Source organism: Cupriavidus sp. GW823-FHT07A04 (assembly GCF_058794615.1).
The window spans coordinates 124562-150281 of the sequence record NZ_JBXAHA010000022.1 but is presented as its reverse complement, the minus strand read 5'-3'; the positions used below and the strand labels follow the sequence as shown (position 1 = coordinate 150281).

The following is a 25720-nucleotide window of genomic DNA, read 5'->3' as shown; positions in this document are numbered from 1 at the left end:
CAGGCCCGCGGCAGGCATCTGTCGCGCCGGGCGGCGAGACAGATGTCGCATCGGGCGGGACATCTGTCGCCGTCGGAGGCGGCTTTTCCGCAGGCAAGGCGCGCGAGGGGGGCGGAGTGCCGGCCAAGCCTTGCGGCAGGCAGATCAGCCGTTCTTCTTCGAAAGACCGTAGAACTCGAAATAGACGGCGTAGATCAGCATGACGTAGTTGAGCAGGTCGACCCAGGTAAGCGGATCGCCGCCAAAGCCGGGGACGATCTCCGCTTCATGCAGCACGGCGCCGGCAAACCATCGCGTATAGGCAAAAAAGGAGATCAGTCCAAGGCCCCAGCAGGATGCCGCGCGTATGGCCCGGTTCGTGCCGGCACCGAACCGGGTCGGCCAGTTGCCGGCAACGTTGGCCCAGAAGATCAGCCAGAAGGCAATCCATACGCCTAGCTGCGCGGGCCAGCTTGGAAGCATCGCGCCGATTTTTTCAACGGCGCCGGGCGGGATGAGGACCCATCTGAGCAACGCCAGATGCACGGCATAGAGCGCAGTGCCCAGCAAGAAGTTGCCGGCCAGCGCGGCGAGCGCCATATGGCTTTTCCGGGCCAGCCTGTTCCACGGCCAGTTGTGGAAGATCAGGAATGTCGTCAGCCACGCCACGATGACGGAATAGAACCAGCCGATCGCCACCGGCAACGGCAGCAGGGTCGCATGCGGCGCGGTGGTGGCCGACACGCTGGGATAGATAAGCAGGAAATAGCCCAGGCCCGTGAGGCAACAGCCGGCGGCGATTTGAGCAAGGCCGTTAGCCGCGGGGCTCAGGCCGCTGTCGGACCATGGCCATCCGGCCATGCCTGTCGCCAGTATGCCGAAGCCGTAGAAGCCGATCAGCACGATCAGGCCGGCCGCGCCGTAGCCGGCGCCGTTGATGGCGCTGAATGCCGGATCCAGTGCGCCGTAGCCATGGACCAGCGCGGCGGGCACGGCGAAGGAGAGCGCCAGCGTCACGACCGTGGCGGCGCAGCCGCGCACTGGCTGCTTCAGCGCCGAGAATCCCGCCATGCCGAAGTTGAAGCCGATGAAGACCAGCACCAGGATGCCCCAGAAGAGGTACATGCCAAATGGCTGGGGGGCGTATTTCCAGACGGCCTGGGCGGGGTCGGCGAACAGGCGCCATACGCCAAGGCTGATGCCGTGCACGATCAGGAAGACGGCCACGGAGAATGCCAATGGCCGCAGCGCTAATCCGGCAGGCGCGAGCGCTGGTGTGTCTTGAGCTTCGATATGGGGGCTGAGGGGTTCCATGACCGGCATGTCCAGTACGATGATGGCCCGGCACGCGAGGCGCGCGCTGGCCGCTGCGCGACGCTGCATCGCGCGAGGCCCGCATGCCGGTGGGATGGGAGGGTGGCCGCGTTGGTCAACGCGGCGCGTTGGAATGAGCGGCCGTCAAGCCGTCAAGCCGTTAAGTCGTCAAGCTGTCCGGCGCTCAGGCCGCCAGGCTGGCAACCGGCTGGACGATGATCTTGACGTTGCCATCCTTGTTGTTGACGAGTTCTTCGAAGCCGTGCGACACAATGTCGGCGAGGGAGATCCGCCCGGTGATGAGCGGCTGCACGTCGATGCGGCCATCGGCGATAAAGCGGATCACGTCGGCGAATTCGCCGTTATAGGCGAGCGATCCGATGATTTCCTTCTCCGTCGATACGATCTCGAAGAAATTGAACGCGCTGGGCTCTTCGAAGATGCCCACCATCACGCATTTCCCGGCCTTGCGGATCACGTCGATGGCAAGCTTCGCCGTGGCCTTGTTGCCGATGCACTCGAAGGACACATCCGCGCCATAGCCGCCGGTCAGCGCCTTGACCTCCGCGATCGCGTCGCATTCCTTGGGATCGATGACGACGTTGGCGCCAACCTCCAGCGCCTTCTTCTTGCGCGCCGACGACATTTCGAGCGCGATGATGCGGCCTGCGCCCGCCGCCTTCGCACACATGATCGTGCACAGGCCGATGGTGCCGGCGCCGACCACCACAACCGTCTGGCCGACGATGTTGCCGGCTTTCTTCACGGCATGCAGCCCTACCGCCAGCGGTTCGATCAGTGCCCCCGCCTCGGTGGGGAAGTTCTCCGGCAGCTTGTAGAGCAGCTCCGCCGGCACGTTGACGTATTCCGCGAATGCGCCGTTGTTCATCAGACCGGTGAATGCGAGACTCTCGCAGATGTTGTACAGGCCATGGGTGCAGTAATAGCATTTTCCGCAATGCTGGCAGGCATCCGCGGTGACGCGTTCGCCGACCTTGAAACCGGTCACGCCTGCGCCCAGTTCCGCGATCTCGCCACTGAACTCGTGGCCCAGAATGCACTGCCCCTTCAGTCCGGTGAGCGGGTGGGGATGGTCCACCGGGATAAAGACCGGGCCCGCGACATATTCATGCAGGTCCGACCCGCAGATGCCGCACCAATGCACGCGGATCTTTACCCATCCTTCGGCGGGCTTGTCCGGAACGCGTACCTCCTCGACGCGGACATCGTGGCGACCCCGCCATACGGCGGCCTTCATGCTGGGCTGATGCACCGAACCTTCGTTGCTCACGGTTGTGTCTCCATCGTAGTTGTGGGGAATCGACGAAGGACCATGCGGGTGCCGCGGATCAGTGTGTGGCGTGGCCTTCGTGCAGGAAGGAAATCGCATGAACCATGCCAGAGAGGACGGCGGACGAGGGCGGATGCCGAAGGTGCTGCGCGCGCTGCGGCGCAGCGTGGGCAGGGCGCAGGCGCAGGCAGGGTGAAGCGTGGGCCGCGCGGGGTTATTGCTGCGATACAGCACGACGCCGGCGAGGGCCCGGCAAGCTACGGCGCGGCCCGCGTGAGACGGCCCGGCTCGATCCGGTGAGACACCGTGCCTCAGTCCGCCTCGTCCGCCTGAGACCAGGGCACCGACGCCGGCAAGGACGCCGAACCCGGGTAGACAATGCCGTATCTGGCCATCTTGCGGTAGATGGTCGCGCGGCTCATGCCCAGTGCCTTGGCGGTTTCCTTGACGCGCCAGTGGTGGCAGGCGAGCATCTGCGCGATGTGCTCCCGTTCGAGAAGCTCGCCGGGGCGCAGGCCGGCACTATCGGATGCCTGCGCGGTGACTGGCGGGCTCGCGGGCTGCGGCGCCGCTGGTGCGGCATCGGCCGGGCAGCGCAGATAGTCGGGAAGATCTTCGGCAACAATGACGCCTTGGGCCGCGGCCAGCGCGCATGCGTACCGTAATGCCATGCGCAGTTGCCGTACGTTGCCGGGCCAGCGATAGCGGCGGATGCATGCCATTGCCTCCTCGGACAGCGCGGACCGGGTGCCGTGCGCCTGGGCTTCATCCGCCAGGAAGAAGTCGACGAGCTCGCCAAGGTCGGTGCGATCGCGCAGGGGAGGCAGCCGGAACACGGCGCCAGTCAGGCGATAGTAGAGGTCTTCCCGGAAGGTGCCTTCGGAGACCATGCGCGCAAGGTCCCTGTGGGTGGCGCAGATCAGGTTGATATCGACCCGCACCGATTGCTCGGAGCCCAGCGGCACCAGCTCGTTCTCAGCCAGCACGCGGAGTAGCCGAGTCTGCAGCGGCAAAGCCATGTCGCCGATCTCGTCCAGGAACAAAGTGCCTGCGTGCGCCTGGAGTATCTTTCCCTTGAGCCCCTTGCGCTTTGCGCCGGTGAACGCGCCTTCCGCGTAGCCGAACAGCTCGCTTTCGATCAGCGTATCCGGGATGGCCGCACAGTTGACGGCGACAAACGGCTGCGACGCGCGCAGCGAACCACGATGCACGGCGAGCGCGAACGCCTCCTTGCCTGTTCCCGTCTCGCCTTGCAGCAGCACGGGAATACGCCGGTCGATGATCTGGAGCGCGCGGGCGAGATGCGACGAGACCTGTGGGTCGCCGGTGACCAGACGATCGCTGGCGATGGCACGGGCCGCGGGCTCGGCGTGGCCGGTGGCCGGGTGTCCCGGCGACAGCGATAGCGTGCGCAAGGCTTGGCGTGGCGGGCGAAGTCTCGCGAAAAAGCGGTCCCCGCCACGGGTCAGGCGCAACGGGAACATCTCCAGGCCGCTGTTCAGGTCGATGACCTGTCCGGCATTGAGATCGAACAGATGCTGGACGTTCGCCGGAATCGCGGTGTATAGCGTGCTCAGCATGCTCCTTGTCTGCCGGTTCATCGATGCAATGTTTCCGGCATCGTCGAACGCAATCAGCAGTTCGGGGTGCAGGCTCAGGTAGTCCTGGCTGCGGTGCAGGTACAGGGTCCACAGGTGGCCGGTATCGTGGAGCAGGTAAGCGTTCTCGATCATCTCCGCCGCCTGGCATACCCAGGCGTAGATCAGTTCCTGCGAATCCCGGTTTTCACTGTTTCGCACGGCCGATACGTCCAGCACGCCGGTGAGTTCGCCGGCTGGCGAGATAATGGGTGCGGCGGTACAGGTCAGGCAGGTGAACGCTGCCCTGAAGTGATCCTCGGTGTGGACGGTGATGGGTTCCTTGTCGGCCAGCACGCAGGCCACCCCGCTGGTTCCCTCGGCGTCCTCCGTGAAATAGCGGCCGTGATACAGGCCGTGCTGCCGGTATTCCTTGCGGCGGTCTTCCTGCCCACGAAAATCGATCAGGGCGCCGTCGGCGTCGGCCACCAGCACGCAATAGCCCGCCTTGCCGACGACGCCGTGCAAGCGCTCCACCACCGGGCTCGAGAAGCGCAGCAGGGCCTCGGCGCGATTGCGCCTGTCTTTCAGCTCCGTCGCACTGATGACGCGCGGGCCGGACGTATTTCCCGGATCCAGCTGAAAGGTATTGAGCGAGCGGGTCCAGGAGCGAAACAGGCGCGCCTGCGCCGCCGCTTCATGGAATGACGCATTGTCGACCACGGATGAAACGCGTCGTGCGTGTTGCAGTGCATATGATTGCGTCATGCCAGCTTCCTCAACATGCGTCACTCCAATGGCAAGGTGCGTCAGCGTTCGATAGGTCGACGTGGCTGCGTTGTATGCCACTATCTCGCGGCACCGGTCAGCGTGCCGCGTCTTTTTAGCACATCCCGAACCGGCGCTCACATTGCAGTGCAGCACGGGAGGCGCGCCAGACGCGATTCGTACCTTGCGCAAGGCGGGACCCGAATCTCTCCCAGCGCCTTCCTTGGCGCCGACGAATCCGGCAACCAGATCCCGCTTGCGCGTTACGCCTTGCAGGGCAATGTCGTCGTTGCCGTCTCGCCCGGCCCGATGCCGCCGTGGTCCCGCGACCATCGGGCCGGGTCGGCCAGAAAGCGCTGCAGTTCGTCAATGCCGCGGCTGTCCACGTTGCCGCTGTCACGCGCGGCTTGCAGGATGTCCTGCCAGTTCGCGAGGGAATGGATCCTGGCCTGCCACGGGGCGAGGATGCGCTCGGTGGGGAACGTGCCGTAGTCGAACACCACGAAGATGTCTGTCACCACGGCGCCGGCGGCTGCCAGCGCCTCGCAAAAGATCCGCTTGGAGCGCGCGGCGGCCATCATGTCGTCCACCAGCAGCACGCGGTCGCCGGCGTTGACGGCCCCCTCGATCTGCGAGGCGGGCCCCAGCCCCTTGGCTTCCTTGCGCACATAGAGCAGCGGGAGCGCCAGGGCATCGGCCATCCAGGCGCCAAATGCGATGCCGCTCGATTCGGCGCCGACCACGGCATCGATGCCGTCGATCCGGTTGCGTTCCCGCAGCAGCGTCAAGCCGCGCTGGATCAGCGCCTTGCGCAGTGCCGGAAACGAGATCAGCCGGCGGCAGTCGATATAGACCGGGCTGGCCCAGCCGGAGGGCAGCCGGAACGGCTCGTCCGTGCGGAATTTCACGCAGCCGGCATCCAGCAGGGCCTGGCCTACCGACAAGGACAGGTCGGGTTGAGGGCGTAGTTGAGACATGCAGGGCTCCAGTGCTTCAGTGCTTTTGTGCTTCAGTGCTTCAGTGTTTGTGCTCGGCCGCGGCTCAGAGGCTCGCGATGGTGTCGTCCAGCACCTGCACGCCAAGCAGGAAATCATCGATGTCCATGGCCTCGTGCGGGTTGTGCGAGCCGTGCTCGTTGCGCACGAAGAGCATGCCGGTGGGGATGCCGGCGTTGGCGAACAGCGATGCATCGTGCCCGGCGCCGCTCGGCACCTGCTCAACCGGGAGGTCACGTTGCCGGCATGCCTGCGTGAGCCGTTCGGAGACCCTGCCGTCCATGGTGGCCGGGGCCGATTCGATGCGGCGGTCGAACTCGAACCGCACGCCGCGGTCGCGCGAGATGGCCTTGCATTCCGTGCGCAGCAGTTGATAGAAGCCTTCCAGCGTTTCCACGCTCTTGCTGCGCGCCTCGAAGCTGAAATTCACCATGCCGGGGATGCGGGAGATCGAATGCGCCTCCGGGCTGGTGCTGACCACGCCAGTGGTGACGACCAGGTCGATGCCGCGCTCCAGCAGCACGCGCCAGTGCTCGTCCAGCCGCGTGATCAGGTCGGCCACGGCAAACATGGCGTCCTTGCGCAGCCACCGTGGCACCGCGCCGGAGTGGCCTGCCTCGCCGATGCACTGGATCCGGTTGTGCCGCACATTGCCGCGGATGCCGGGCACCACCGCCACCGGCAAGCCGCGCGCGACCATCACCGGGCCTTGCTCGATATGCAGTTCCAGGTAGGCATGGACCTTGGCTTTGTCGAGCAGCGGCGCCTGCGCGCGGATCGCCTCGACATCGGCGCCGGCGGCTGTCATGCAGGCCGCCAGCGACTCGCCGGAATGACGGTGCGCCAGCGCCAGGTCGTCGGCGCTGAGCTTGCCCAGCAGCGCGCCCGAACCCATGTACGCCTTGCCGAACCAGGCACTTTCCTCGCCCCGGAAGCCCACTACCTGCAGCGGCACGCGCGAGTGCCGGCCGGTGCGCTTTTGCCGGAGCTGGCAGAGCAGGCCAGCGACGATTCCCGCCAGCCCGTCGAAGTTGCCGCCTTGCGGGACGGAGTCCAGGTGGGAGCCGACCCACGTAGCGGGCACTCCCGCGTCGGCTTGCGGCAGGCGGAAGACGAGATTGGCGGCGCGGTCGGCCTGCGCTTGCAGGCCGTGGCGCAGCGCGAAGTCCCGCAGGTAGGCCGCCGCCGCGGTCTCGCCCGCGCCGTAGCTGTCGCGGGTCACGCCAACGCCATCGGACGACAGCTCGCGTATGTCCTTGAAGAGCTGTTCGGCGACCGGCTTGAATTCCAGAATTTCCATGACACGTTTGTTGATCGTTGCAGTGACGCGCCAGCGGCATGCGCCGGCGCGAGCGGTCTTTTGCGGATGGCGCTCAGCCGGATTGCTGCGCGAAGCGCAGCCAGCGGTCGCTTAAGTGCGGGTCGAGCCGGACCTGGCCCACCAGGTCGCGCAGCGCCTCGGTGCCGGTTTCCTGGCAATAGTCCTGCAGCCCGTCGATGATCTTTTGCATGACGCCGGGGTCCCGGAAGGACGCCGTGCCGACCTGGACGGCGGCGGCGCCAGCGAGCATGAACTCGACGGCATCCTCGGCGTTCTGGATGCCGCCGCAGCCGATGATGGGGATGCGCACGGCGCGATGGCACTGGTGCACCAGCCGCAGGGCAATCGGCTTGATGGCCGGGCCGGACAGGCCGCCCATGACATTGCCCAGCTTGGGCTTGCGGGTACGCACGTCGATGGCCATGCCCAGCACCGTGTTGCCCATGACGATGGCGTCGGCGCCGGCGTCTTCCGCCGCCCGGGCCACGGCCGCGATGTGGCTGGCGTTGGGCGTGAGCTTGACCCAGACGGGGTGGCGCGTGCGCCGGCGGATGGCGCAGACTGCCTTGTAGGTGGTCTCGGGCAGCATGGCGAAGGCCATGCCGTCGGCTTCCAGGTTGGGGCACGAGATGTTGGCCTCGATGGCGGCAACCTCGGGCAAGGACATCTGCTCGCACGCCAGGGCGAACGCCTCGGCGGTATCGGCGGAGATCGACACCACCACCGGCGTGTTGTAGCGGGTGTAGGGCGGCAGCACGCATTCGCGGTAATAGTCGAGCCCCTTGCTCGGGATGCCGATGGCGTTCAGCATGCCGCCACAGGCCTCGGCTACCCGTGGCGTGGGGTTGCCGGCCCGGGAGCTGGGGGAGACGCTCTTGATCACCAGCGCGCCAAGCTGGTTGAGGTCCAGCGCTTCGCGGTACTCGATGGCGAAGCAGCCTGAGGCGGGCATGACCGGGTTGCGCAGCGTCAAGTCGCCAACCCGAACGGTGAGATCAGCCAAACTCCACCTCCCCGACCACTTCACGAATGGAAAACACCGGGCCTTCCCGGCAGACCCGCAGGAATTGCTTGTCACCATCGCAATCGAACAGCCGCACGCAGGACAGGCACACGCCCATGCCGCAGGCCATGCGCTGCTCCATGGCGACTTCGCCCACCACCTCGGGATGGCCGGCCAGCACGCGCTGCAGCAGCATCAGCAGGCGGTGCGAGCCGCAGGTGTAGACCGCATCCGGGCGCTGCTGCCCGATCAGGCCGCGCATGAGTACCTCCGTGGCCTCCACCGACGAGGAGCCATCGGCATCGAACACGCTATGCAATTGGGCGTTGGCCCCGCGCAGGAATTCGTGCTCCATCAGGTCGTCGCGGGTGCGGGCCGACATCACCGCGGTAATGGCGGCGCCAGCTTCGGCTGCCTGCTGGATCAGCGGCGCCATGGTGGCCAGGCCCACGCCGCGCGCCACCACCAGGATCCGCTTGAAATCCGGCCTGAAGGTGAAGGTGTTGCCGAGCGGGCCGACGATCTCCATGTGGCCATCCACCGGCAGGCTGGCCATGGCGCGCGTGCCCACGCCGGTCACGTTGTAGAGGAACTCGATGCGGCCCGCTTCCGGCCCCGCGCCATAGACGCTCATGGGGCGCAGCAGGAACGGCTGTTCCGTGTCGGTGGTAGGGCAGCGCAGCTGGTAGAACTGCCCGGGCTTCGTGATCCTGGCAATGGGCGCATCCGCTTCGAGGCGGATGTGCTTGTAGCGCTGGTTGACCCACGAATGTTCGACCACGCGGCAGCGATAGGACGCTACCGTGGCGGTGCTGTCCGGGCTGCACAAGGTTGCAGGCATGATGACTCCTGAGTCCTGACTAATGCGGTACGGGGCGATGCAATGCGCGCCGCTTATTCCAGCTCGACGCCCTTGAGCTCGGGGATGAGGAAGATCGTGGCGATCATGTCCAGCACGTAGATGCTGGCCAGGAGGGCAATGGCCACCTGGAAGGAATAGGCTGCGGCAAGGGCCCCGACCACGATGGGCCCGAAGCCGCCCACGCCACGCCCGATGTTGAACAGGACGTTTTGCGCGGTGGCGCGCGCCGCGGTGGGATAGGCTTCCGAGATCAGCGCGCCGTAGCCGCCGATCATGCCGTTGACGAACAGGCCCATGACCGCGCCGGCCCAGAGCATGGTGACGGGGTCGGACATCTGCGCATACGCGATCACCATCGCCACCGCGCCAGCCTGGAAGATCAGGAAGCTGGGCTTGCGCCCGATGCGGTCGGCCAGCTGGCCAAACACGTAGACGCCGACCATCATCCCCACGATGGTGACCGAGGTCCACATGGCGGACTTGGTCAGCGAGAAGCCCAGGGCTTTGGACAAATAGGTCGGCAGCCAGATCATGATGCCGTAGTAGCCAAAGTTCTGGACCGAGCACAGGATCACGATGCCGAGGCTGGTTCGCGTGGTGCGGCCATCGGCCACCAGCAGCTTGAACGCGCTCGGCTTGTTCTTGTCCTGGGCCTCGGCATGGCGCACGAACACTTCCGGCTCATGCAGCCGGTTGCGCACGAACCAGGCCACCAGCGCCGGCACCACGCCCAGCAGGAACATGCCGCGCCAGCCGATATGCGGCAGCAGCAGCGGCGTCAGCAAGGACGCCAGCAGCACGCCGCTCTGCCAGCCCAGCGCCACGTACGACGACACCCGCGCACGCTTGCTGGCGGGCCAGGCTTCCGCGGCCAGCGCCATGCCGATGCCGAACTCGCCACCCAGGCCGATGCCGGCGATGGTGCGGTAGGCCAGCAAATCCCAGAAGCCCTGTGCGAACGCACACAGGCCGGTGAAGACCGCAAACAGCACAATGGTCCAGGTGAGCATGCGCACGCGCCCGTAACGATCGCTCAGCGCGCCGAAGAGGATGCCGCCGGCAACCGCGCCGATCAGCGTCCACGTCACCAGGGCACCGGACTGTCCGGTGCTCAGGCTCAAGGCCACGCTGATGGCGGGCAGCATGAAACCGAGGATGAGCAGGTCGAACCCATCCATCGCGTAACCGATGGCCGAGCCGGCCAGCGCCTTCCAGGCGTAGGGCGAGGCCCGGTCGGTTCGTAGGGGCGGGGCGTCGGACGCGGGGACCGATGCGCGAGCGTTGGCTTCCATGGGGCGTTCCTCTGTGCCTTTGTTGAGCATGTGCGCCGGCCGGCGGGCTGTGTCGTCGACGGGTAGCGCCTTCTGGTTCACTTGTTGCGCGGGTTAGCGCTGCTGCCGGCTGGCCCGGGTTGCGGGACACCGCAGGCAAGCCAAAATCTGTCTCAATTTGTAGACTGCATGGAGAAAAAATAACCGGATGGATCGGGCTGCAGGCACTACGCTGCAAATAGCCTTTGCCATTCGGCATCTGTCTTATTTTTTAGATTACACGTGAGAAATCGTGTTTGCAAGGGGTTTTTAGGGGCCCGGCGGCACGCGGGATTGTGGCCAGTGGGCACCTCGCGCTGGTCCGCAGCAGGCGTGACGGCACATTTGTCTAATTATTGAGAAAACCGTGGGCATTCATGCCGCGGTGCAGGCATTTGATAAACTCCGCTTCCATGAAAAAACCAGCAACAGCACGCGGCGACGCCCCGGTAAAGCAGGGCCAGTCCCAGGGTGGAACCACCAAGCCGGAAGGGCAATGGCACCATGGCGACCTGCGCGCTTCGCTGATCGCGTGGGGCACCCATCTGCTCGATACCGAGGGGATCGCGGGCATGAGCATGCGCACGGCAGCCAAGCTGGCTGGGGTCTCGCCGGGCGCGCCGGCCTATCACTTCAAGGACAGGAACGGGCTGCTGGCCGCCATCGCGGCCCAGGCGTTTCGCGACCTGGTGGCGTATCGCCGGCAGAGCGTGGAGAACATCGACCCTGCCGATGCGGCAGGGCGGCTGCGGGCGATCATGCTCGCCTACGTGGCGTTCGCCCAGGCGCATCCCGCGCGGTTTCACCTGATGTTCGGGCCGGAGATCGCGGACCGGGAGCAGTATCCGGAGCTGGCGGAGGCGGGCGCTGCCTCGTTCCAGGTGCTGCGCAGCGCCATCGGGCCCGTACTGCAGGCGCCAGGCGTCGGCGAGCTCAGCGAGGAACAACTGGCATTCTCCGTGTGGGCCGCCACCCACGGCCTGGCCACGCTGACCATCGACCGCCGCCGCCTGCCTGTGGCCTCCACGCACAAGCCCACGGCCGAGCAGATGGCCGATGTTGTCGTGCAGTTCTGCCTGGCGGCGTTGCGGGGATCGGCAACGCCGGGCTAGGCCGGGGGCCTTGCCCGGTCAGTCCACCAGCACCTTGCGCTGCGTGCATCGCAGCATGCATCCGCCTCAGTCGGCGGGACGCCAGTTGCCATGGAAGCCGGCGGGCACGCGATGCGACAGGTGCACCAGCGCCACCGGCCCCTGCGCCAGCGCCTGCGCGTTGAAGATGGCCATATCGCTGCGGTTCTCCGCGGCGCGCCAGATCACGGACAGCAGCCAGCCGTCGCCCTCGTCGGCATCCGCATGGCGCGGGACAAACACGGGTTCGCCGCATTTGTCGCCGGCCGGCGGCTGGTACTGCGCGACCTGCCCGGTGGCCAAGTCGATATGCGCCAGGCCGCTGCGCAGGCTGTCGCCTTTGGTGGAGGCGGAGATATCGCCGCTGCAGTAATAGCCGTGCCGGTAGGGCAGCATGGCAAAGCGCTCGTCCAGGCGCGGAAACTCGCCCGGCGTATCGCATAGCGGCTGCTCGCGATACGCGCCGGATTTCCCCGCCAGGTCGAAGGTCCAGCGCACCAGGCTGGCCACGGGTGCGCCGTTGGAGAGCGGGCGTCCGTCCGGGCCGGGGAACAGCGGCGGCACGTCGTACTTCATCATGTCGCAGACGATGCCGCCGTGCGGCGCGTCGAAGGCGTTCATCGGATGGAAGACGTAGCACGGATCGCCGGTGAACCAGCGCACGTCCGCCGCGGTGCCGTCGCGCGGCAGGATGCCGATGTGCGTGCCTTTGTCCGGTTCCCACGCATAGGCCGGCTGGGCGTTGGTGGCGCGCTCCATCGACCCCGTCAGCGGGAAGATGGGAAACAGGATGTGGGTGCGCGTCACCATGAAGTCATGGACCATGCTCGGGAACGGCGCGACGATATGCACGGAGCGCAGCAGCTTGCCCTGGCTGTCTGCCACATGCAGCATCAGGTCCGGTGTGAACGGGCCGCGGGCCCCATAGCCGAAGAAGACCATTTCGCCGTTGACCGGGTCGATCTTGGGGTGCGCGGTCATCGGCCCGGAAAATTTCTCATCGAAGGTCTGGTAGCCGCGCGGCGCCAGCGATACCGGGTCCACTTCGAATGGCATATGCGCTTCTTCCAGCGCCAGCAGGCGTCCGCCATGCCAGACCACGTTGGTATTGGCCACGGTGGAGTTCAGCTCAAGCAGCCTGGGGTCCGTCAGGTGCCGGCTTGCCAGCGAGCCCGACAAGCCTTCGCCGTTCTCGTTTTCCATGACCCATTTCGGTGTGCGGATCCAGCGGTTGCGGTAGGACACGCGGCCCTTCTCGAAATGAAACGCGTGCAGCATGCCATCGCCCGAGAACCAATGATATTTGCCGCGCGGCGCAAACTGCGGATTCGGCCCGTTGCGGTAATAGGTGCCGCGCAGCCCGGCGGGCACTTCGCCGGTGACCGGCAGGTTGGGCGCGTCGCACTCGGCGTGCAGCGGCGCGAAGTAGCCGGACAAATAGGGCTCATTGGTGGGGAAGGCGATGGCCATGGGTGCTGTCTCCGATCTGTTGGTTTTGCGTCGCGCCTGCCAGGCGGCGCGATCGATCCTTTTTTAACTATGCAGTGATCAGTTGTGGACTCTAGCAGGCGAACCATGACGCTGCAAGGAGGTTTTACGCGAGTGGAGGGGGACGGCAGTTGGCGGCACGCGGCGGCCGCGTGGTGGGGAGCAAGGGGGCGAGACGGCCACCGCGACCCCGAGGTTTTCCGATGTCCTGTGTTTTGCGGTCTATCGCGCAAACAAGGCTTTCGGCGAGGCATACGCAAGGTACAACGCTCTATAAGCCCCAACGAGGTCATCGAGGCTGAACGAGCGGTTCAACCCGCTCGGATTTGGAAGGATCCACACAGTCGACCCACCCAACATCGCGTTCTGGCGTCCCCATAAGACCTGCCGCTGACCTGAAATGGCTGCGTATGCGGCCTTCCCCAGGAAGGCGATACAGGTGGGGCGGTGAAGTTCGATTCTCTTCAGCAACGCCGATGTCGATGCATGAAATTCATGCGGTGAAAGCTGATCGGCCCGCGCGGTAGGCCGGGCAACGGCCGTTGTCAATCCGCATCGATGGACGAGCAGGTCCCGGTCGTTTTCGGGGCGTATCAGCACTGGCGTGAAACCCGCCAGATGCAAGACTCGCCAAAAGCGGTTGCCATGGCCTTCAAAGTGGTGGCCGCTTGCCGCCGCTCTCATGCAGGGATTGATGCCACAAAAAACGACTGCCAAACCTTCCGATATCACGTCCGGTAGCGGTGGCGGTGGCGGTGGCGGTGGCGACGGCGCACCGCCTGTCGGGTCGGAGAATATGCGCGGGTCCTGAACTTCGGTCATGTCGGTTGCCGTTTCAACCGCCGAGCAGCTTACCGTTCAGGAGGATGTGCAGCGTTTTGACAAAGAGAACCCCAATCGCGAGGGTCAGCATGGCGAGCAGGATGATGGCAATCGCCTTCACGGGCCAGGCCTGGACGAACATCGCGTATTTCAGCGACGCAATCGCCAGCGCTGCCATTGGAAAGCTGATTGCCCACCAACCCGAAGCGAACGGCATTCCCCTGCGAAACACCTTGGGTGCGAGCGTGAGGAATACAAAGAGACCGAAGTAGAACAGCAACCCGGAGAAGGTGTCGACCTGCTGCGTAAAGTTCGTGTAGGCAAGAAAGCCCACTTCGAACGGCGCCATCAGGATCAGCAGGGAAGGGACCATGCTGGCGGGCAGCGGCTCGTGGTGAATCATGCGCGACATGATCATCGTAAAGAACAAGAGGGCAATCATCGTTCCCACGGCCAGCGCGAACAAGTTGACTTCATGCGCCCACGGCATTGGCATGGTCCCGCCGGCAACGGCGATATCCAATGTGGCCACACCCGGGATGAACCAGGCGGGAACCGCGTGCGCAGCGTCAATCTTTCCCCGCAGCAGCCGGCCCGCAATCGCGAAGCAGAGCGCAAGCGTGAAAATGGTACCCACCGTCCACATGACTTCGGCAAGCGTCTGGCTCAGTGGCGCAACGACCGAGGAAAGCAGCAGGATGGCGATCGTGATCGTGCCGAAGAAATTGCCGGCGACGGGATGCCGGTACTCGGCGACGACCGCCTCAGGATGTTTGACTGCCTTGACGAGATAGCCCACGCCCAGCACGACGAACACCACCAGGGCGAGGATGCCGGCTGCATCGGAGATCAGCGGACTTACCCCGAACTCGTGGCTGGCCTGGCGCCACGCAATGGACAGTCCGGCAATGCCCATGACCGACGCAAACAGGTTGACGGGCAAATTTCTGATGGAAGCGGTTGTCCGCAAGGACTGCGGATGGGGACTCGAAAGCGTTGACACAGCACATTCTCCAGATTCTTGGGGACCTGACACGTGGCGGCCCAGAGCAGCCAATCGAGCAGCCTCAAATCGTTCGCCGCCTCGTTTGTCGGGGAGGTGCGGCCGATACTATGCTCTTCCACGCATAAAGATAATCTGCCATTATTGAGAATCATCCTCCCAAAAACTGAGAACATGGCCGATCGCTTCGAATCCATGTCGATCCTGGTGGCCGTGGTCGAAGCAGGCAGTTTTTCTGCTGCGGCGCGCCAACTCAAGATGCCGCTCGCAACGGTGAGCCGCAAGGTCGCAGACCTGGAGTCGCATCTGAATACGCGACTCCTGCATCGCTCCACCCGACAGCTTTCCCTCACCGAAGCCGGGCAAGCATATGTTGCCGCATGCCGGCGCATTCTCGAGGAAGTGGGGGAGGCGGAGCGTGCAGCTTCGGGGGAGTATGCGGCGCCCAAAGGCGAGATCGTCATCACCGCACCCCTGGTCTTCGGACGCCTGCACGTTTTGCCCGTGGTCGCGGATTTCCTTAAGACTTATCCGGACATCGATGTGCGGATGGTGCTGACCGACCGCGTGGTGCCGCTTCTTGAAGAGCACGTCGATGTCGCATTGCGGGTTGCCGAACTGCCCGACAGCAGTTTCGTCGCGGCACGGATTGGCACGGTGCGCCGGGTGGTGTGCGCAAGCCCGGCCTACTTCGCCGAACACGGCATGCCGACGAACCCCATCGAGCTCACCGCGCATGCATGCATCACGTTCGAACGGATGACATCCCGGCAGGTTTGGACCTTCATGTCGGGCAAGTCGGAGATCGCGGTGCCCGTCCGTTCGCGGCTTGCCGTCAGCACTGCCGAAGCCGCGGTCGATGCGGCAGTGGCCGGCGTCGGGATCACGCGCGTGGTGTCTTATCAGATGGCGAGCGCGTTGCGCGCCGGCGCGCTCAAGATCGTGCTCGCACCGTTCGAGCCGGCGCCGTGGCCCATCAGCCTTGTTCACACCGGACAGGGCATCCTGCCGCTGAAGCTGCGCGCTTTCCTTGATTTCGCCGCGCCGCGCTTGAAGGCTCGGGTGGTGGAGGTCGAAGTCTGACGTTTGCAGGCCGAGGGTGCGAGCGTCGCTAGTGGGGAAGAGACGGCTGGGTAGCAGCGGAGAGGTCCCTTTCCAGCCAACAGGCGACCTTTCGCGGGCAACGGGGTTCGGACATTCAGACGTCCGTTGCGCCCTGTAGGCGGCCAATTAAATCGCGAGTGCAGCCTGAGTGCCTCCGGATGGATGGCTGGCAAGCAATGCAGTGCAGCGCTCCCGCAAGAAAGCATGCAACGCGTTAATCGCCGGCGACAGTTGCGCACGGTGAGCACAAATCAAGTGCAGCGGCGCGAGCTCGCAATACTCCGGGGGAAATAACTCCACCAGGCGACCTGCCTTCAGATCCTCAATGAGGTCCAGCCGCGACTTGTAGACGAGGCCTTCCCCGGCTATCGCCCAGCGACGAACTGCATCGGCATCGTCGCTGATGCGATTGCCTGTGACGGCCACGGTGCGCTCGCCGCCAGGCGGGGTAAAGTGCCAGCGTTCATGTATCTGCTCGCTCCAGACGTACCGAAGGCAGTTGTGTCGCCGCAGATCCTCAACTTTGGCCGGTGCGCCATGCCGTTCGAGGTATGACGGCGCGGCACACAATGCGCGTCGATTGTTGTCGACCAGTTTCATGGCCAGAAGAGACGAATCTGGCAGCGCTCCGTAGCGCACGACCGCATCGAGCGGCTGGCGGATGAGGTCGGCCGCACGGTCGCTTATTTTCACGTGCAGCGACAAACCAGGGTGCCGGTGCTGAAATTCATCCAGCCACGGTAACAGCAGGTTTCGACCAAAGTCAGACGGAGCGGACAGCCGCAGCGGGCCGGACAGCGCCCCCCGGCCGCCGGCCAGGGCCTGCTGGCCTTGCTCCAGCGCGCCAATCATGACCCGCGCATGCGGCAGGTATCGCTCCCCGGCGTCCGAAAGTTGCATGCTTCGCGTCGAACGGGTGAACAGGCGGGTGTCCAGCGCCTTTTCGAGTCGCTGCACTGACGCACTCGCATGTGCGGGCGCGATATTCAACTGGCGCGCCGCCTCCGAGAAGCTGCCGTAGTCCACCGTGTGTACGAAGATCTGAACGTCATCGAGTCGAATCATTTTCATTGAAATGCCGAAATTGTTTGGGTTCAGCGGGTATTTATCCGCATATCGACGAAAGATAACATGGTCTCAATCACCCTTGGAGACCACGTGTATGAAAGCAATTGGCTTCTATCAGAACCATCCCATCAGCCACCCGCAGGCGCTGCAGGATATCGAACTGCCGACGCCGGAGCTGCGCGACCACGATCTGCTGGTGGAAGTGAAAGCGGTATCGGTCAACCCGGTCGATACCAAAATCCGGCGCGGTGGAGATATTCCGGAAGGCGGTGCGCGCATCGCCGGCTGGGACGCGGCGGGAATCGTCCGCGCGACCGGTCCGCTGGCAACCCGCTTCAAGGCAGGCGACCGTGTCTGGTACGCGGGTGACATCAAGCGGCCCGGCAGCAACAGCGAACTGCACGCCGTGGACGAGCGTATCGTCGGACCTATGCCGACCTCACTGGACTTCGCCGCGGCCGCGTCGTTGCCGCTGACGACGATCACTGCGTGGGAGCTGCTGTTCGACCGTCTGCGTGTTCACGCAGCAGACCCGACCGACAACAACGTGCTGCTCGTCATTGGAGCAGCTGGCGGCGTCGGTTCGATTCTGACCCAACTGGCGCGCGAGTTGACTGGCATGACCGTCATCGGCACGGCCTCGCGGCCGGAAACCCGCGAGTGGGTGCTGGCCCATGGCGCACATTACGTCCTCGATCATCATCAGGCCTGGGCACCCCAGTTGGCCGCGCTCGGCATCGAGCACGTCACCCACGTTGCCGGGCTGAACAACAGCGCCGCCTATGTGCCGCAAATCGCCTCCGTGCTGCGCGCGGAAGGCCAGTTCGCACTCATCGACGACCCGGTGGGTCTGGACATCGGGCCGTTCAAGGGGAAGTCCATCTCGATTCACTGGGAGCTGATGTTCACCCGCGCGATGTTCACCACCGACACCCTCGCACGGCAATACGCGTTGCTGCGCCGCGCGGCGGAGCTGGTCGATCTGGGCCGCCTCAAGCACACGCTGACCCGACGCATTGACGGCATCAACGCCGCAGGTCTGATCGAGGCGCATGCGCTGGTCGAGGCAGGCAATATGATCGGCAAGGTCGTCGTCGCCAACCGCTGAACTCTTCTGACAATGAGCATCAACATGACATCGCAAATCATCAGCACGACAACGATCAGCCTGGAAGCTGCACAAGCATTGCTGGCAGAAGCGCGCCGCGCCAGCGCAGCGCGCGGATTCGCCGCGACGATCGCAATTACCGATGCAGGAGGCCACCTGCGCGCTTTCGAGCGAGCGGATGCCGCCCCGTTCCTTACCGTTGATGTCGCCATCGACAAGGCATGGACCGCCGCGTCGTTCGGCATGGCCACGCACCAATGGAATCAGTACATGGCCGAGCCCACCGTTGCCCCACTGGCGCACCATCCGCGGCTGACGCCGGTCGGCGGTGGCGTACCGATCTTCCACGAAGGGCGTCTGGTGGGTGGCATCGGTGTTTCTGGCGGAACATCGGTTCAAGACCACGAGGCCGCTGAGGAAGCGCTGCGTCACGCAGGGTTTAAGCAGTAAGCCTGGGCCGTTGAACGATCGCCTTGCCGTCAATCGACAAACGTCCACAAAGAGGTGGAACCGTTGCTCGTGGGGGACCGGCGCGGACGGCCGGATCACTCCGATAACTGCCATTGAAGCCCTGGCGGCTCGAACGGCGGCTTGGGGTCGAACTCGGCCCCATTCCTGCACATCGGAGAGTCGAGACGGCCCGGGTGACCGTAACCGTATAGTTCAAGGGATCGGTCCGACGGCTGAATGCGGCCGATGGCGTTGAGACACTCCGTAGACCCGGCTCCCGGCGAGATTTCAGGAGGGGGAGAACCCGGAACCGACGATCGTTCAATACAGGCCGATCCGAGAGGTTCACAACCGGCAGGCCCAGTCTGCTCAGTGAGTAGATTGAGTTTTCAACACGATCGGCCAGGAGCGGACCTTGACATTGACAATCCGCAAGGCGTCCGCCACTATCCGGGGATGCCCCATATACGCCTGATGAACATGATGTGCTTCGCCATGACCGCCTTCGGCGGGCCATGAAGTCGTACGCATCCAGGATTCAGCGTATGACTCGAAGCCCCGCCAACAATGACGGGGCTTTTTAGTTCTCCGTCACTGATGGCCATGAACCGATAGCCATGAACGGAGAATGGAAATGCTGGAAATTCGACGAGCCAGGCGAAGCGATGCCCAGGCGGCATTCGATATTCGCCGTCTGGCGATACATGATCAATGCGGCACCGCCTATACCCTGGAGCAGGTCCAGGCGTGGACGGACGTGCCGCTCACGGAGTGGTATAGGGACCTGGTGGAAAATCACTTTCATCTGGTCTGCATCCAGGGGGATCCCGTCGCCACAGGCATGCTCGACCTTGAAAAGAGAGAGTTGGGGGCAATCTTTGTCCACCCCGACTTCATGCAACGCGGCGTAGGCATGAAAATGGTGACCCACCTCGAATGCCTGGCGCGCCAGGCCGAGTTAACTGAGATCAATCTCGAGGCCACGTTGAACGCCGCCGCTTTTTACCGGCGATGTGGTTTCATCGGTGATAAGCCGTCTATTTACCAGTCCCCCTCGGGACTTCAGCTGGCCTGCATGCCCATGGTGAAGAAGCTTGCGTTGGCCACTTCCGCGCAACGCCTACCATGCGTCTGCGATTGACGGATGATGACAAGCATCAGGATGCTCGTACATTACTCATCGAGCTTTCAAAGTATGCAGCTCATATCCCCATCCTATTGCCAGTACCTAAGGGGCGCGAGTTCAGCCAATACGGACAGGATTTTGCACCGTCGGTGCCTATTCACTGAGTTCGCGCCAGGCTTCCAGAAGTTGCTTTGCCTGCGGAGATTCTCCAATCGCCCAGGGATCGAGAGCGAAGGCAACCAGTTGTTGTCCACCCGTTTGCCGCGCAATGGCTAGTTGCCGCTGCAGCCGCAGCAGGCCGGCGGAGACGGCTTTGAAGGTGGTGGCGTCCTGGGAAGGCAGTTCCTGGAACAGCTCCACGATGAGGTCGAACGATGTCTCGCGGGTGCGCAGCAGGGCGAGCAACGGCGCTAGCGCCTGGTAGTTGTCCAGGCCGTTGACCCCGACGCCGTCCTGGATCATTGGGCGAATCACCACCTGGTCGAGTATGACGGCCCATAGCTCCTCCAGCGTGCCGGAAGAGGGCAAGCGACTGTAGTAGGTGGAAATGGCCGGCTGCGGGGGGCGGCCTGCCGATGTGGCGGAGGCGATGGATTGCAGCCAGGGCACCAACAGGGCTTGCCGCTGCGGCGTGCCCCAGTTGTGCTGCTCCAGTTCGTAGGGAATGTACCAGCCGCTGAAATTGCTCCGCCTCGGCCATTTTGCCTGCTCGGCATAGGCCACGCTCGCGTGCGCGAGTCTGGGCGAGAAAGCGCGGCAGCGTGGTGGCGTCGGGCGCGCCCAGTGCTTGCCACCAGCGCTCATCGTAGGGCAGTCCGAGCCGGATGCCCAGGCCGAGCTGGCCGCTATCGTCGAACAGGAAGTCCAGCAGCGCCTCGGGGATTTGCCAGGGCTGCTCGCCATCCACCGCGGCCCACTGGATCACGATCTCGGCGCAGCCCAGGGCGCGCACGGCCTTCAGGCGCTGGTGCCATTCCGCCTGCCCGAGTCGGCTTCTCCAGCGCGGCAAACTTTGCCACCGCATTTCGCGAGCAGTTCAACCTCACGCCAAGGGCATTCCGGCATTCGGTGCAGGGCTACGTGCAGCCGTTGAGCGCGTAGTGCGCTGTGCCGGCCGTGCTAGCCCCGGCGCGATCACGCTCACCGCTGCTGTTCTTCGTCGAGGCGGTGCACTGATCAATGTGGCTAGCGTGATCCTGTCGACTTCCGATGAACGGCTGTCATTGGGCGTACTCAACGACCAGCAATGCCGTGGCCATGGTTTTTCCAGGATTCGAAATGGCATGCTGAACATCCGCCGGATAGCGCGCGGACTCGCCGTGCCGGACTTTCTTCTCACTGGGGCCGGATTGAACGGTGACGCAGCCGCTCATTACGGACAGATGTTCCTTCGAACCACTCTCATGCGGCTCGGATGCGAGTACGCCGCCAGGATGGATCGACAGCTCATACCATTCCACCCGGCTCGCAAGGTCCACCGGGCCGAGAATCTTCAACTCGCATTTGCCATCCGGGCTTCTGATCACCGGGATCGAGTGAGCAGGAATGACCGTTACGGTTGGTGTCGGTTTGTCGGCCTGCCCGCCGGAGAGGAACTCGGCCAGGCCAATCCCCAAGGCGTTCGCCAATCGCCACAAGACCGCTACCGTGGGATTGGCGAGATTCCGCTCAACCTGCGAAAGCATCGATTTGGATACGCCAGCACGCCGGGAAAGCTCGTCGAGAGAGAGCTTGCGTGCCTGGCGAAGCAATTGCAGCCTGGCTCCAATGACGGGGGGGCCTTCTGCGAACGCCTCCGCCGGGGGGACTTGTGCCATGAAATGAGATCCTGTAAAGTGAACAGAACGTTCGATATACAGAACACGTTCGGTTTATCGATCATCCTCAGTTTACAGGAGCACCGCTGTGCCGACAACAGACGCATTCTACGCAGCCATCCGCCAGGAGCTCGAGTCCATTGAACAAGCCGGTCTGTTCAAGACCGAGCGTGTCATCGCCTCTCCCCAGGGCAGCCTTATCAGGACTACCGATGGGAAGGAAGTCATCAACCTGTGCGCTAACAACTACCTGGGCCTCTCGTCCCATCCGGAGGTCGTGGAGGCTGCGCATCGCGCGCTCGGCGAGCGTGGTTTTGGCTTGAGCTCCGTTCGGTTCATTTGTGGTACGCAAGACCTGCACAAGGCGCTCGAGGCGCGTCTCGCGAGCTTTCTCGGCACCGAGGACACGATCCTCTACGGCTCGGCCTTCGACGCGAACGGGGGGCTGTTCGAGACGCTCCTTGGTCCGCACGACGCTGTCATCAGCGACGAACTGAACCACGCGTCCATCATCGATGGCATCCGGCTCTGTAAAGCCAAGCGTTTCCGCTACAAGAACAATGACCTTGAGGATCTTCGCGAGCAGTTGAAGGCGGCCGATGCCGCAGGCGCACGTTTCAAGCTCGTCTTTACCGATGGCGTATTCTCGATGGATGGCACGATTGCCCGGCTCGACGAGATCCGCGAGATCTGCGACGAGTTCGGGGCGCTCCTCGGGATTGACGAGTGCCATGCCACCGGCTTCCTTGGGCAGCGCGGCCGCGGCTCTCACGAACACCGTGGGATCTTCGGAAAGGTCGACATCATCACCGGAACGCTCGGCAAAGCGCTTGGCGGTGCCTCGGGTGGCTTTACGAGTGGGCGAAAAGAAGTCGTGGCGTTGCTGCGCCAGCGCTCCCGGCCTTATCTTTTCTCGAACACGGTGGCGCCGTGCATCGTGGGGGCGACACTCAAGGTGCTCGACCTGCTCGAAGCCGATACCACGTTGCGAGACAAGCTCGAGCGCAATGCGCGGTACTTCCGCGGCAAGCTCGGCACGCTGGGTTTCGACGTGAAGCTCGGCGACCACCCCATCATTCCCGTCATGGTGTATGACGCGGAAAAGGCGCAGCGACTGTCCCGGCGTCTGCTGGAGCTGGGCGTCTATGTCATCGGTTTCTTCTATCCCGTGGTCCCCAAGGGGCAGGCACGCATCCGCGTACAGATCAGCGCCTTGCACGACAGCGCCGAGCTGGACCAGGCGTTGGAGGCGTTCGAGATCGCAGGCAAGGAACTGGGGATCATTCAATGACAAAGCCAGCCAGGGTTCTGATCATTGGCGCCAACGGCCAATTGGGAACAGAGTTGGCGTCGGCGCTGGCCGATCGCTATGGCAAGCAGAATGTCGTCACGAGCGACATGGTGCCGCACGGCCGCCACCCGCATCTCACGCATGAAATGCTCGACGTAACCGATCGGGCGCAACTCCGCGATGTCATCGAGCGGCATGGGATCACCCAGATCTATCACTTGGCAGCCGCATTGTCGGCAACCGGAGAGAAGTCGCCCACATGGGCGTGGCAACTCAACATGAACGGCCTGCTGAACGTGCTGGAGGCTGCGCGTCACCAGAAGCTCGACAAAGTATTCTGGCCCAGTTCGATTGCGGCATTCGGCCCGACAACGCCGCCGGACGCCACACCCCAAAGCACCATCATGGAGCCCAAGACCGTCTACGGCATCTCCAAGCTGGCGGGCGAAGGATGGTGCCGTTGGTACTTTGAGAACCATGGCGTGGATGTCCGGAGCGTGCGGTATCCAGGATTGATTTCCTACAAGACGCCTCCAGGTGGCGGAACCACGGACTACGCAATCGATATCTTCCATTCGGCGCTCAGGGCGCAACCCTATGCCTGCTTCCTGGAGAAAGATGAAGCCCTGCCAATGATGTACATGCCGGACGCCGTTCGCGCGACCATCGAGCTGATGGAGGCGCCCGGCGCCAGCATCTCCGAGCGGGGAAGCTACAACCTTGCGGGCTTGAGCTTCACGCCTGGCGATATCGCGAGCGAGATCCGGCGGCATTGCCCGGGGTTCGATGTCAGGTACGAGCCTGATTTCCGTCAGGAAATTGCCGGTGGCTGGCCCGACTCTATCGACGACTCGGTAGCCAGGCGGGATTGGAACTGGAGACCTGAATTCGGCCTCAAGGAGATGGTGGCCGACATGCTGAAAAACCTGGCAACGCTGAACCAGGGTAGCGCCTTGGAATGCGTGAGCTGAGACCGGGTTGGCGCAGCAGGTAAAGCCAGGAACCCGGGCGCCGGCCGGCCTCGCGGCATGACAGCAGGCTGCGCGAAGGTCGTTGCACGGTAGCGCGGGAAACGTATTGACAGGGTCGAGACCCAGTGATAGAAGATCGCCTCGATTTCGGACGCTGGGATGCGTTGTCGGGGAATGAAGGCGATCAGGACGATGCGCGATGCCGCGCGGGCGATAGACAAGGCGCGCAGCGCCGGCCGCATCGATCCGAATAACGATTACCAGAGGAGACAACTCATGATCACGGCTGCAAATCCAGCAATCCGACTTTCCGGCCGCGAGGGCCGGCTTCGACATCGGAGGGTTCATGCTGGCGCACTACCGGCGCGAAGCCGGGCAACCCGTATCCGGAAGGTCATTGCGCGCCGGAACCAATTCACGGGTGAGAGCCGTGCGGGTGCTGACAAGCGTTCGCGGGTCTGAGAGGAGATCAATATGACTGACGTAAGGAAACTGCTCGACGAAGAGCGGGCCCACGAGGAGAAGGATCTCCATCGCGGGCTCAAGGACCGGCACATCCAGATGATTGCCATCGGCGGCGCCATCGGTGTCGGACTGTTTCTGGGAGCAGGGCGCGCGATCGCCATCGCCGGCCCGGGACTGATGCTGAGTTATGCCATCGGCGGCGTGGCGATCTTCTTCATCATGCGCGCGCTGGGCGAGCTGCTGCTGTACCGCCCGGTGACAGGATCCTTTGCAACCTACGCCGAGGAGTTTGTCGGCCCCTTTGCCGGCTTCGCCACCGGCTGGTCGTACTGGTTCATGTGGGTGGTCACCGGGATGGCCGAGATCACCGCGGTCGCAGTCTACGTGCACTACTGGTTCCCGGACGTGCCGCAGTGGATACCGGCGCTGGCCACCCTGGCGGTGCTGTACCTGGTGAATTGCATCGCGGTCGCGGTATTCGGCGAGCTGGAATTCTGGTTCGCGCTGATCAAGGTGGTGACCATCATCGCCATGATCGTGATCGGGCTGGCGATCATCTTCTTCGGTGTGACACCGCTCGGCCCGACGGCCAGCTTCTCGAACCTTTGGACGCATGGCGGCTTCATGCCGTTCGGGACGCTCGGCGTGGTGCTGACCTTGCAGATCGTCATGTTCGCCTACCAGGGCGTGGAACTGATCGGTGTCACCGCGGGGGAGGCGCAGAATCCCGAGAAGGTGTTGCCGCATGCGACCAACGGCGTCGTCTGGCGCATCCTGATCTTCTACGTTGGCGCGCTGATCGTCATGATGGCGCTGGTGCCCTGGAATGAACTGAAGCCCGGCGTCAGCCCCTTCGTCTACGTGTTCGAGAGGATCGGCATTCCGGGGGCGGCCGCGATCGTCAATCTGGTCGTCATCACGGCGGCAGCCTCGTCTTGCAACAGCGGCATCTTCAGCACCGGGCGCATGCTGTACACGCTGGCGCAGTTTGGCCAGGCGCCGCGCGCCTTCGGCAGGGTCAGCAGCAAGCATGTGCCGTCCACCGCCATCACGTTCTCGGCCGTGCTGATGGGCATCGGCGTGCTGCTCAACTACATCGTGCCGGAGCAGGTCTTCGTCTGGGTCACCAGCATTTCGCTGGTCGGTTCGCTGTGGACCTGGTCGATCATCATGATTGCCCACCTCGGCTATCGCAAGGCAATCGCCGCCGGCCGGGTCAAGGCGGTGGACTTTCGCATGCCTGGCGCGCCTTATGCCAACTGGCTGGTGGTCGCCTTCATGATCGCGGTTGCGGCGCTGCTGTCGCTCGATCCGGGTACCCGGGTGGCGCTCTACGTGGCACCTGTGTGGTTCGCGCTGCTCGGCATCGGCTATCGGCTCACCAAATCGCGTGCGCCGCTTGAGGGGCATGTCCGAAAGTCGGCTTGATCACTGTCCCGCGCGCTGCCGGTGCTCCT

Annotated in this window: 22 protein-coding genes and 1 pseudogene; 8 read left to right on the top strand and 15 right to left on the bottom strand. The window is 64.0% G+C overall.

The features are described 5' to 3' along the window. Positions 1 to 144: 144 nt before the first annotated feature. From AC1Q7Q_RS32320 to AC1Q7Q_RS32285, 8 genes are all read right to left on the bottom strand, one after another. Positions 145 to 1293 carry a hypothetical protein gene (locus AC1Q7Q_RS32320; protein ID WP_492373720.1) on the bottom strand — a complete coding sequence of 383 codons (1149 nt, stop codon included), beginning with the start codon at positions 1291 to 1293 and terminating at the stop codon, positions 145 to 147. Positions 1294 to 1477: 184 nt separating this feature from the next. Further along, the gene (locus AC1Q7Q_RS32315; protein ID WP_416050472.1) at positions 1478 to 2551 is read right to left on the bottom strand and encodes a 2,3-butanediol dehydrogenase; all 1074 of its coding nucleotides are present in this window, start codon (positions 2549 to 2551) and stop codon (positions 1478 to 1480) included. A 344-nt stretch (positions 2552 to 2895) separates the two neighbouring features. Further along, positions 2896 to 4929, bottom strand: coding sequence for a sigma-54-dependent Fis family transcriptional regulator (locus tag AC1Q7Q_RS32310; RefSeq protein ID WP_492373719.1), 2034 nt, complete (start codon positions 4927 to 4929; stop codon positions 2896 to 2898). 263 nt (positions 4930 to 5192) lie between these two features. Beyond that, a complete protein-coding gene (locus tag AC1Q7Q_RS32305; protein WP_492373718.1) occupies positions 5193 to 5906 on the bottom strand; it encodes an orotate phosphoribosyltransferase in 714 nt (237 codons plus the stop codon). Positions 5907 to 5970: 64 nt separating this feature from the next. Then, positions 5971 to 7224, bottom strand: coding sequence for a hydantoinase/carbamoylase family amidase (locus AC1Q7Q_RS32300; protein ID WP_492373717.1), 1254 nt, complete (start codon positions 7222 to 7224; stop codon positions 5971 to 5973). A 73-nt stretch (positions 7225 to 7297) separates the two neighbouring features. Continuing rightward, positions 7298 to 8248, bottom strand: a complete 951-nt coding sequence (locus AC1Q7Q_RS32295) for a dihydroorotate dehydrogenase (RefSeq protein ID WP_492373716.1) — start codon at positions 8246 to 8248, stop codon at positions 7298 to 7300. Continuing rightward, a complete protein-coding gene (locus tag AC1Q7Q_RS32290; protein WP_492373715.1) occupies positions 8241 to 9089 on the bottom strand; it encodes an iron-sulfur cluster-binding protein in 849 nt (282 codons plus the stop codon). The genes AC1Q7Q_RS32295 and AC1Q7Q_RS32290 overlap by 8 nt, the downstream gene beginning before the upstream one ends. A gap of 53 nt (positions 9090 to 9142) precedes the next feature. Beyond that, positions 9143 to 10402 carry an MFS transporter gene (locus tag AC1Q7Q_RS32285; protein ID WP_492373714.1) on the bottom strand — a complete coding sequence of 420 codons (1260 nt, stop codon included), beginning with the start codon at positions 10400 to 10402 and terminating at the stop codon, positions 9143 to 9145. A 431-nt stretch (positions 10403 to 10833) separates the two neighbouring features. Here AC1Q7Q_RS32285 and AC1Q7Q_RS32280 point away from each other — a divergent pair, with 431 nt between their 5' ends. Beyond that, complete coding sequence (locus tag AC1Q7Q_RS32280) at positions 10834 to 11532, top strand: TetR/AcrR family transcriptional regulator (protein WP_492373713.1); 699 nt, start codon at positions 10834 to 10836, stop codon at positions 11530 to 11532. A 66-nt stretch (positions 11533 to 11598) separates the two neighbouring features. Here the strand turns inward: AC1Q7Q_RS32280 and AC1Q7Q_RS32275 are convergent, their stop codons facing one another. The 3 genes from AC1Q7Q_RS32275 to AC1Q7Q_RS32265 all read right to left on the bottom strand — a co-directional run bounded on the left by AC1Q7Q_RS32275 (position 11599) and on the right by AC1Q7Q_RS32265 (position 14863). Continuing rightward, complete coding sequence (locus AC1Q7Q_RS32275) at positions 11599 to 13020, bottom strand: carotenoid oxygenase family protein (protein ID WP_492373712.1); 1422 nt, start codon at positions 13018 to 13020, stop codon at positions 11599 to 11601. A 240-nt stretch (positions 13021 to 13260) separates the two neighbouring features. Beyond that, positions 13261 to 13860, bottom strand: a complete 600-nt coding sequence (gene mug / locus AC1Q7Q_RS32270) for a G/U mismatch-specific DNA glycosylase (protein WP_492373711.1) — start codon at positions 13858 to 13860, stop codon at positions 13261 to 13263. A 13-nt stretch (positions 13861 to 13873) separates the two neighbouring features. Then, a complete protein-coding gene (locus AC1Q7Q_RS32265) occupies positions 13874 to 14863 on the bottom strand; it encodes an SLAC1 anion channel family protein (protein WP_492373710.1) in 990 nt (329 codons plus the stop codon). A gap of 174 nt (positions 14864 to 15037) precedes the next feature. Here AC1Q7Q_RS32265 and AC1Q7Q_RS32260 point away from each other — a divergent pair, with 174 nt between their 5' ends. Then, positions 15038 to 15946 (top strand): LysR family transcriptional regulator, encoded by a 909-nt coding sequence (locus tag AC1Q7Q_RS32260; RefSeq protein ID WP_492373709.1) that lies wholly within the window; start codon positions 15038 to 15040, stop codon positions 15944 to 15946. Between the two features lie 147 nt (positions 15947 to 16093). Here the strand turns inward: AC1Q7Q_RS32260 and AC1Q7Q_RS32255 are convergent, their stop codons facing one another. Continuing rightward, complete coding sequence (locus AC1Q7Q_RS32255) at positions 16094 to 17032, bottom strand: LysR family transcriptional regulator (RefSeq protein ID WP_492373754.1); 939 nt, start codon at positions 17030 to 17032, stop codon at positions 16094 to 16096. A gap of 97 nt (positions 17033 to 17129) precedes the next feature. On the opposite strand from AC1Q7Q_RS32255, the gene AC1Q7Q_RS32250 reads away from it, so the two are divergent. From AC1Q7Q_RS32250 to AC1Q7Q_RS32240, 3 genes are all read left to right on the top strand, one after another. Next, entirely contained in the window at positions 17130 to 18143 is a 1014-nt protein-coding gene (locus tag AC1Q7Q_RS32250) for a zinc-binding alcohol dehydrogenase family protein (protein WP_492373708.1), read from the top strand. A gap of 24 nt (positions 18144 to 18167) precedes the next feature. Next, a complete protein-coding gene (locus AC1Q7Q_RS32245) occupies positions 18168 to 18593 on the top strand; it encodes a GlcG/HbpS family heme-binding protein (protein ID WP_492373707.1) in 426 nt (141 codons plus the stop codon). 628 nt (positions 18594 to 19221) lie between these two features. Further along, positions 19222 to 19734 (top strand): GNAT family N-acetyltransferase, encoded by a 513-nt coding sequence (locus tag AC1Q7Q_RS32240; protein WP_492373706.1) that lies wholly within the window; start codon positions 19222 to 19224, stop codon positions 19732 to 19734. A gap of 138 nt (positions 19735 to 19872) precedes the next feature. On the opposite strand, the gene AC1Q7Q_RS32235 is transcribed toward AC1Q7Q_RS32240, so the two are convergent. The 3 genes and pseudogenes from AC1Q7Q_RS32235 to AC1Q7Q_RS32225 form a co-directional block, all read right to left on the bottom strand. Then, positions 19873 to 20442 carry a DUF4434 domain-containing protein gene (locus tag AC1Q7Q_RS32235; RefSeq protein ID WP_492373705.1) on the bottom strand — a complete coding sequence of 190 codons (570 nt, stop codon included), beginning with the start codon at positions 20440 to 20442 and terminating at the stop codon, positions 19873 to 19875. A gap of 106 nt (positions 20443 to 20548) precedes the next feature. After that, positions 20549 to 20743 (bottom strand): annotated as a pseudogene (locus tag AC1Q7Q_RS32230) (DUF4434 domain-containing protein); the annotation flags it as partial. Between the two features lie 196 nt (positions 20744 to 20939). Further along, positions 20940 to 21536, bottom strand: a complete 597-nt coding sequence (locus tag AC1Q7Q_RS32225; protein ID WP_492373704.1) for a helix-turn-helix domain-containing protein — start codon at positions 21534 to 21536, stop codon at positions 20940 to 20942. A gap of 88 nt (positions 21537 to 21624) precedes the next feature. Here AC1Q7Q_RS32225 and kbl point away from each other — a divergent pair, with 88 nt between their 5' ends. The 3 genes from kbl to AC1Q7Q_RS32210 all read left to right on the top strand — a co-directional run bounded on the left by kbl (position 21625) and on the right by AC1Q7Q_RS32210 (position 25691). Further along, positions 21625 to 22827: a glycine C-acetyltransferase gene (gene kbl, locus AC1Q7Q_RS32220; RefSeq protein WP_492373703.1), complete on the top strand. Its 1203-nt coding sequence runs from the start codon at positions 21625 to 21627 to the stop codon at positions 22825 to 22827. Beyond that, positions 22824 to 23798, top strand: coding sequence for an NAD-dependent epimerase/dehydratase family protein (locus AC1Q7Q_RS32215; protein ID WP_492373702.1), 975 nt, complete (start codon positions 22824 to 22826; stop codon positions 23796 to 23798). Before kbl ends, AC1Q7Q_RS32215 begins: the two co-directional genes overlap by 4 nt. A 474-nt stretch (positions 23799 to 24272) precedes the next feature. Next, positions 24273 to 25691 (top strand): amino acid permease, encoded by a 1419-nt coding sequence (locus tag AC1Q7Q_RS32210; protein WP_492373701.1) that lies wholly within the window; start codon positions 24273 to 24275, stop codon positions 25689 to 25691. The last annotated feature ends 29 nt before the right edge of the window (positions 25692 to 25720 follow it).

Bases quoted from the DNA above. Each gene is read 5' to 3' on its own strand.
- AC1Q7Q_RS32320 (WP_492373720.1), bottom strand. From the start codon at position 1,293: ATGGAACCCCTCAGCCCCCATATCGAAGCTCAAGACACACCAGCGCTC.
- AC1Q7Q_RS32315 (WP_416050472.1), bottom strand. From the start codon at position 2,551: ATGAAGGCCGCCGTATGGCGGGGTCGCCACGATGTCCGCGTCGAGGAG.
- AC1Q7Q_RS32310 (WP_492373719.1), bottom strand. From the start codon at position 4,929: ATGACGCAATCATATGCACTGCAACACGCACGACGCGTTTCATCCGTG.
- AC1Q7Q_RS32305 (WP_492373718.1), bottom strand. From the start codon at position 5,906: ATGTCTCAACTACGCCCTCAACCCGACCTGTCCTTGTCGGTAGGCCAG.
- AC1Q7Q_RS32300 (WP_492373717.1), bottom strand. From the start codon at position 7,224: ATGGAAATTCTGGAATTCAAGCCGGTCGCCGAACAGCTCTTCAAGGAC.
- AC1Q7Q_RS32290 (WP_492373715.1), bottom strand. From the start codon at position 9,089: ATGCCTGCAACCTTGTGCAGCCCGGACAGCACCGCCACGGTAGCGTCC.
- AC1Q7Q_RS32285 (WP_492373714.1), bottom strand. From the start codon at position 10,402: ATGGAAGCCAACGCTCGCGCATCGGTCCCCGCGTCCGACGCCCCGCCC.
- AC1Q7Q_RS32280 (WP_492373713.1), top strand. From the start codon at position 10,834: ATGAAAAAACCAGCAACAGCACGCGGCGACGCCCCGGTAAAGCAGGGC.
- AC1Q7Q_RS32275 (WP_492373712.1), bottom strand. From the start codon at position 13,020: ATGGCCATCGCCTTCCCCACCAATGAGCCCTATTTGTCCGGCTACTTC.
- mug (WP_492373711.1), bottom strand. From the start codon at position 13,860: ATGACCGAAGTTCAGGACCCGCGCATATTCTCCGACCCGACAGGCGGT.
- AC1Q7Q_RS32260 (WP_492373709.1), top strand. From the start codon at position 15,038: ATGGCCGATCGCTTCGAATCCATGTCGATCCTGGTGGCCGTGGTCGAA.
- AC1Q7Q_RS32255 (WP_492373754.1), bottom strand. From the start codon at position 17,032: ATGATTCGACTCGATGACGTTCAGATCTTCGTACACACGGTGGACTAC.
- AC1Q7Q_RS32250 (WP_492373708.1), top strand. From the start codon at position 17,130: ATGAAAGCAATTGGCTTCTATCAGAACCATCCCATCAGCCACCCGCAG.
- AC1Q7Q_RS32245 (WP_492373707.1), top strand. From the start codon at position 18,168: ATGACATCGCAAATCATCAGCACGACAACGATCAGCCTGGAAGCTGCA.
- AC1Q7Q_RS32240 (WP_492373706.1), top strand. From the start codon at position 19,222: ATGGAAATGCTGGAAATTCGACGAGCCAGGCGAAGCGATGCCCAGGCG.
- AC1Q7Q_RS32225 (WP_492373704.1), bottom strand. From the start codon at position 21,536: ATGGCACAAGTCCCCCCGGCGGAGGCGTTCGCAGAAGGCCCCCCCGTC.
- AC1Q7Q_RS32215 (WP_492373702.1), top strand. From the start codon at position 22,824: ATGACAAAGCCAGCCAGGGTTCTGATCATTGGCGCCAACGGCCAATTG.
- AC1Q7Q_RS32210 (WP_492373701.1), top strand. From the start codon at position 24,273: ATGACTGACGTAAGGAAACTGCTCGACGAAGAGCGGGCCCACGAGGAG.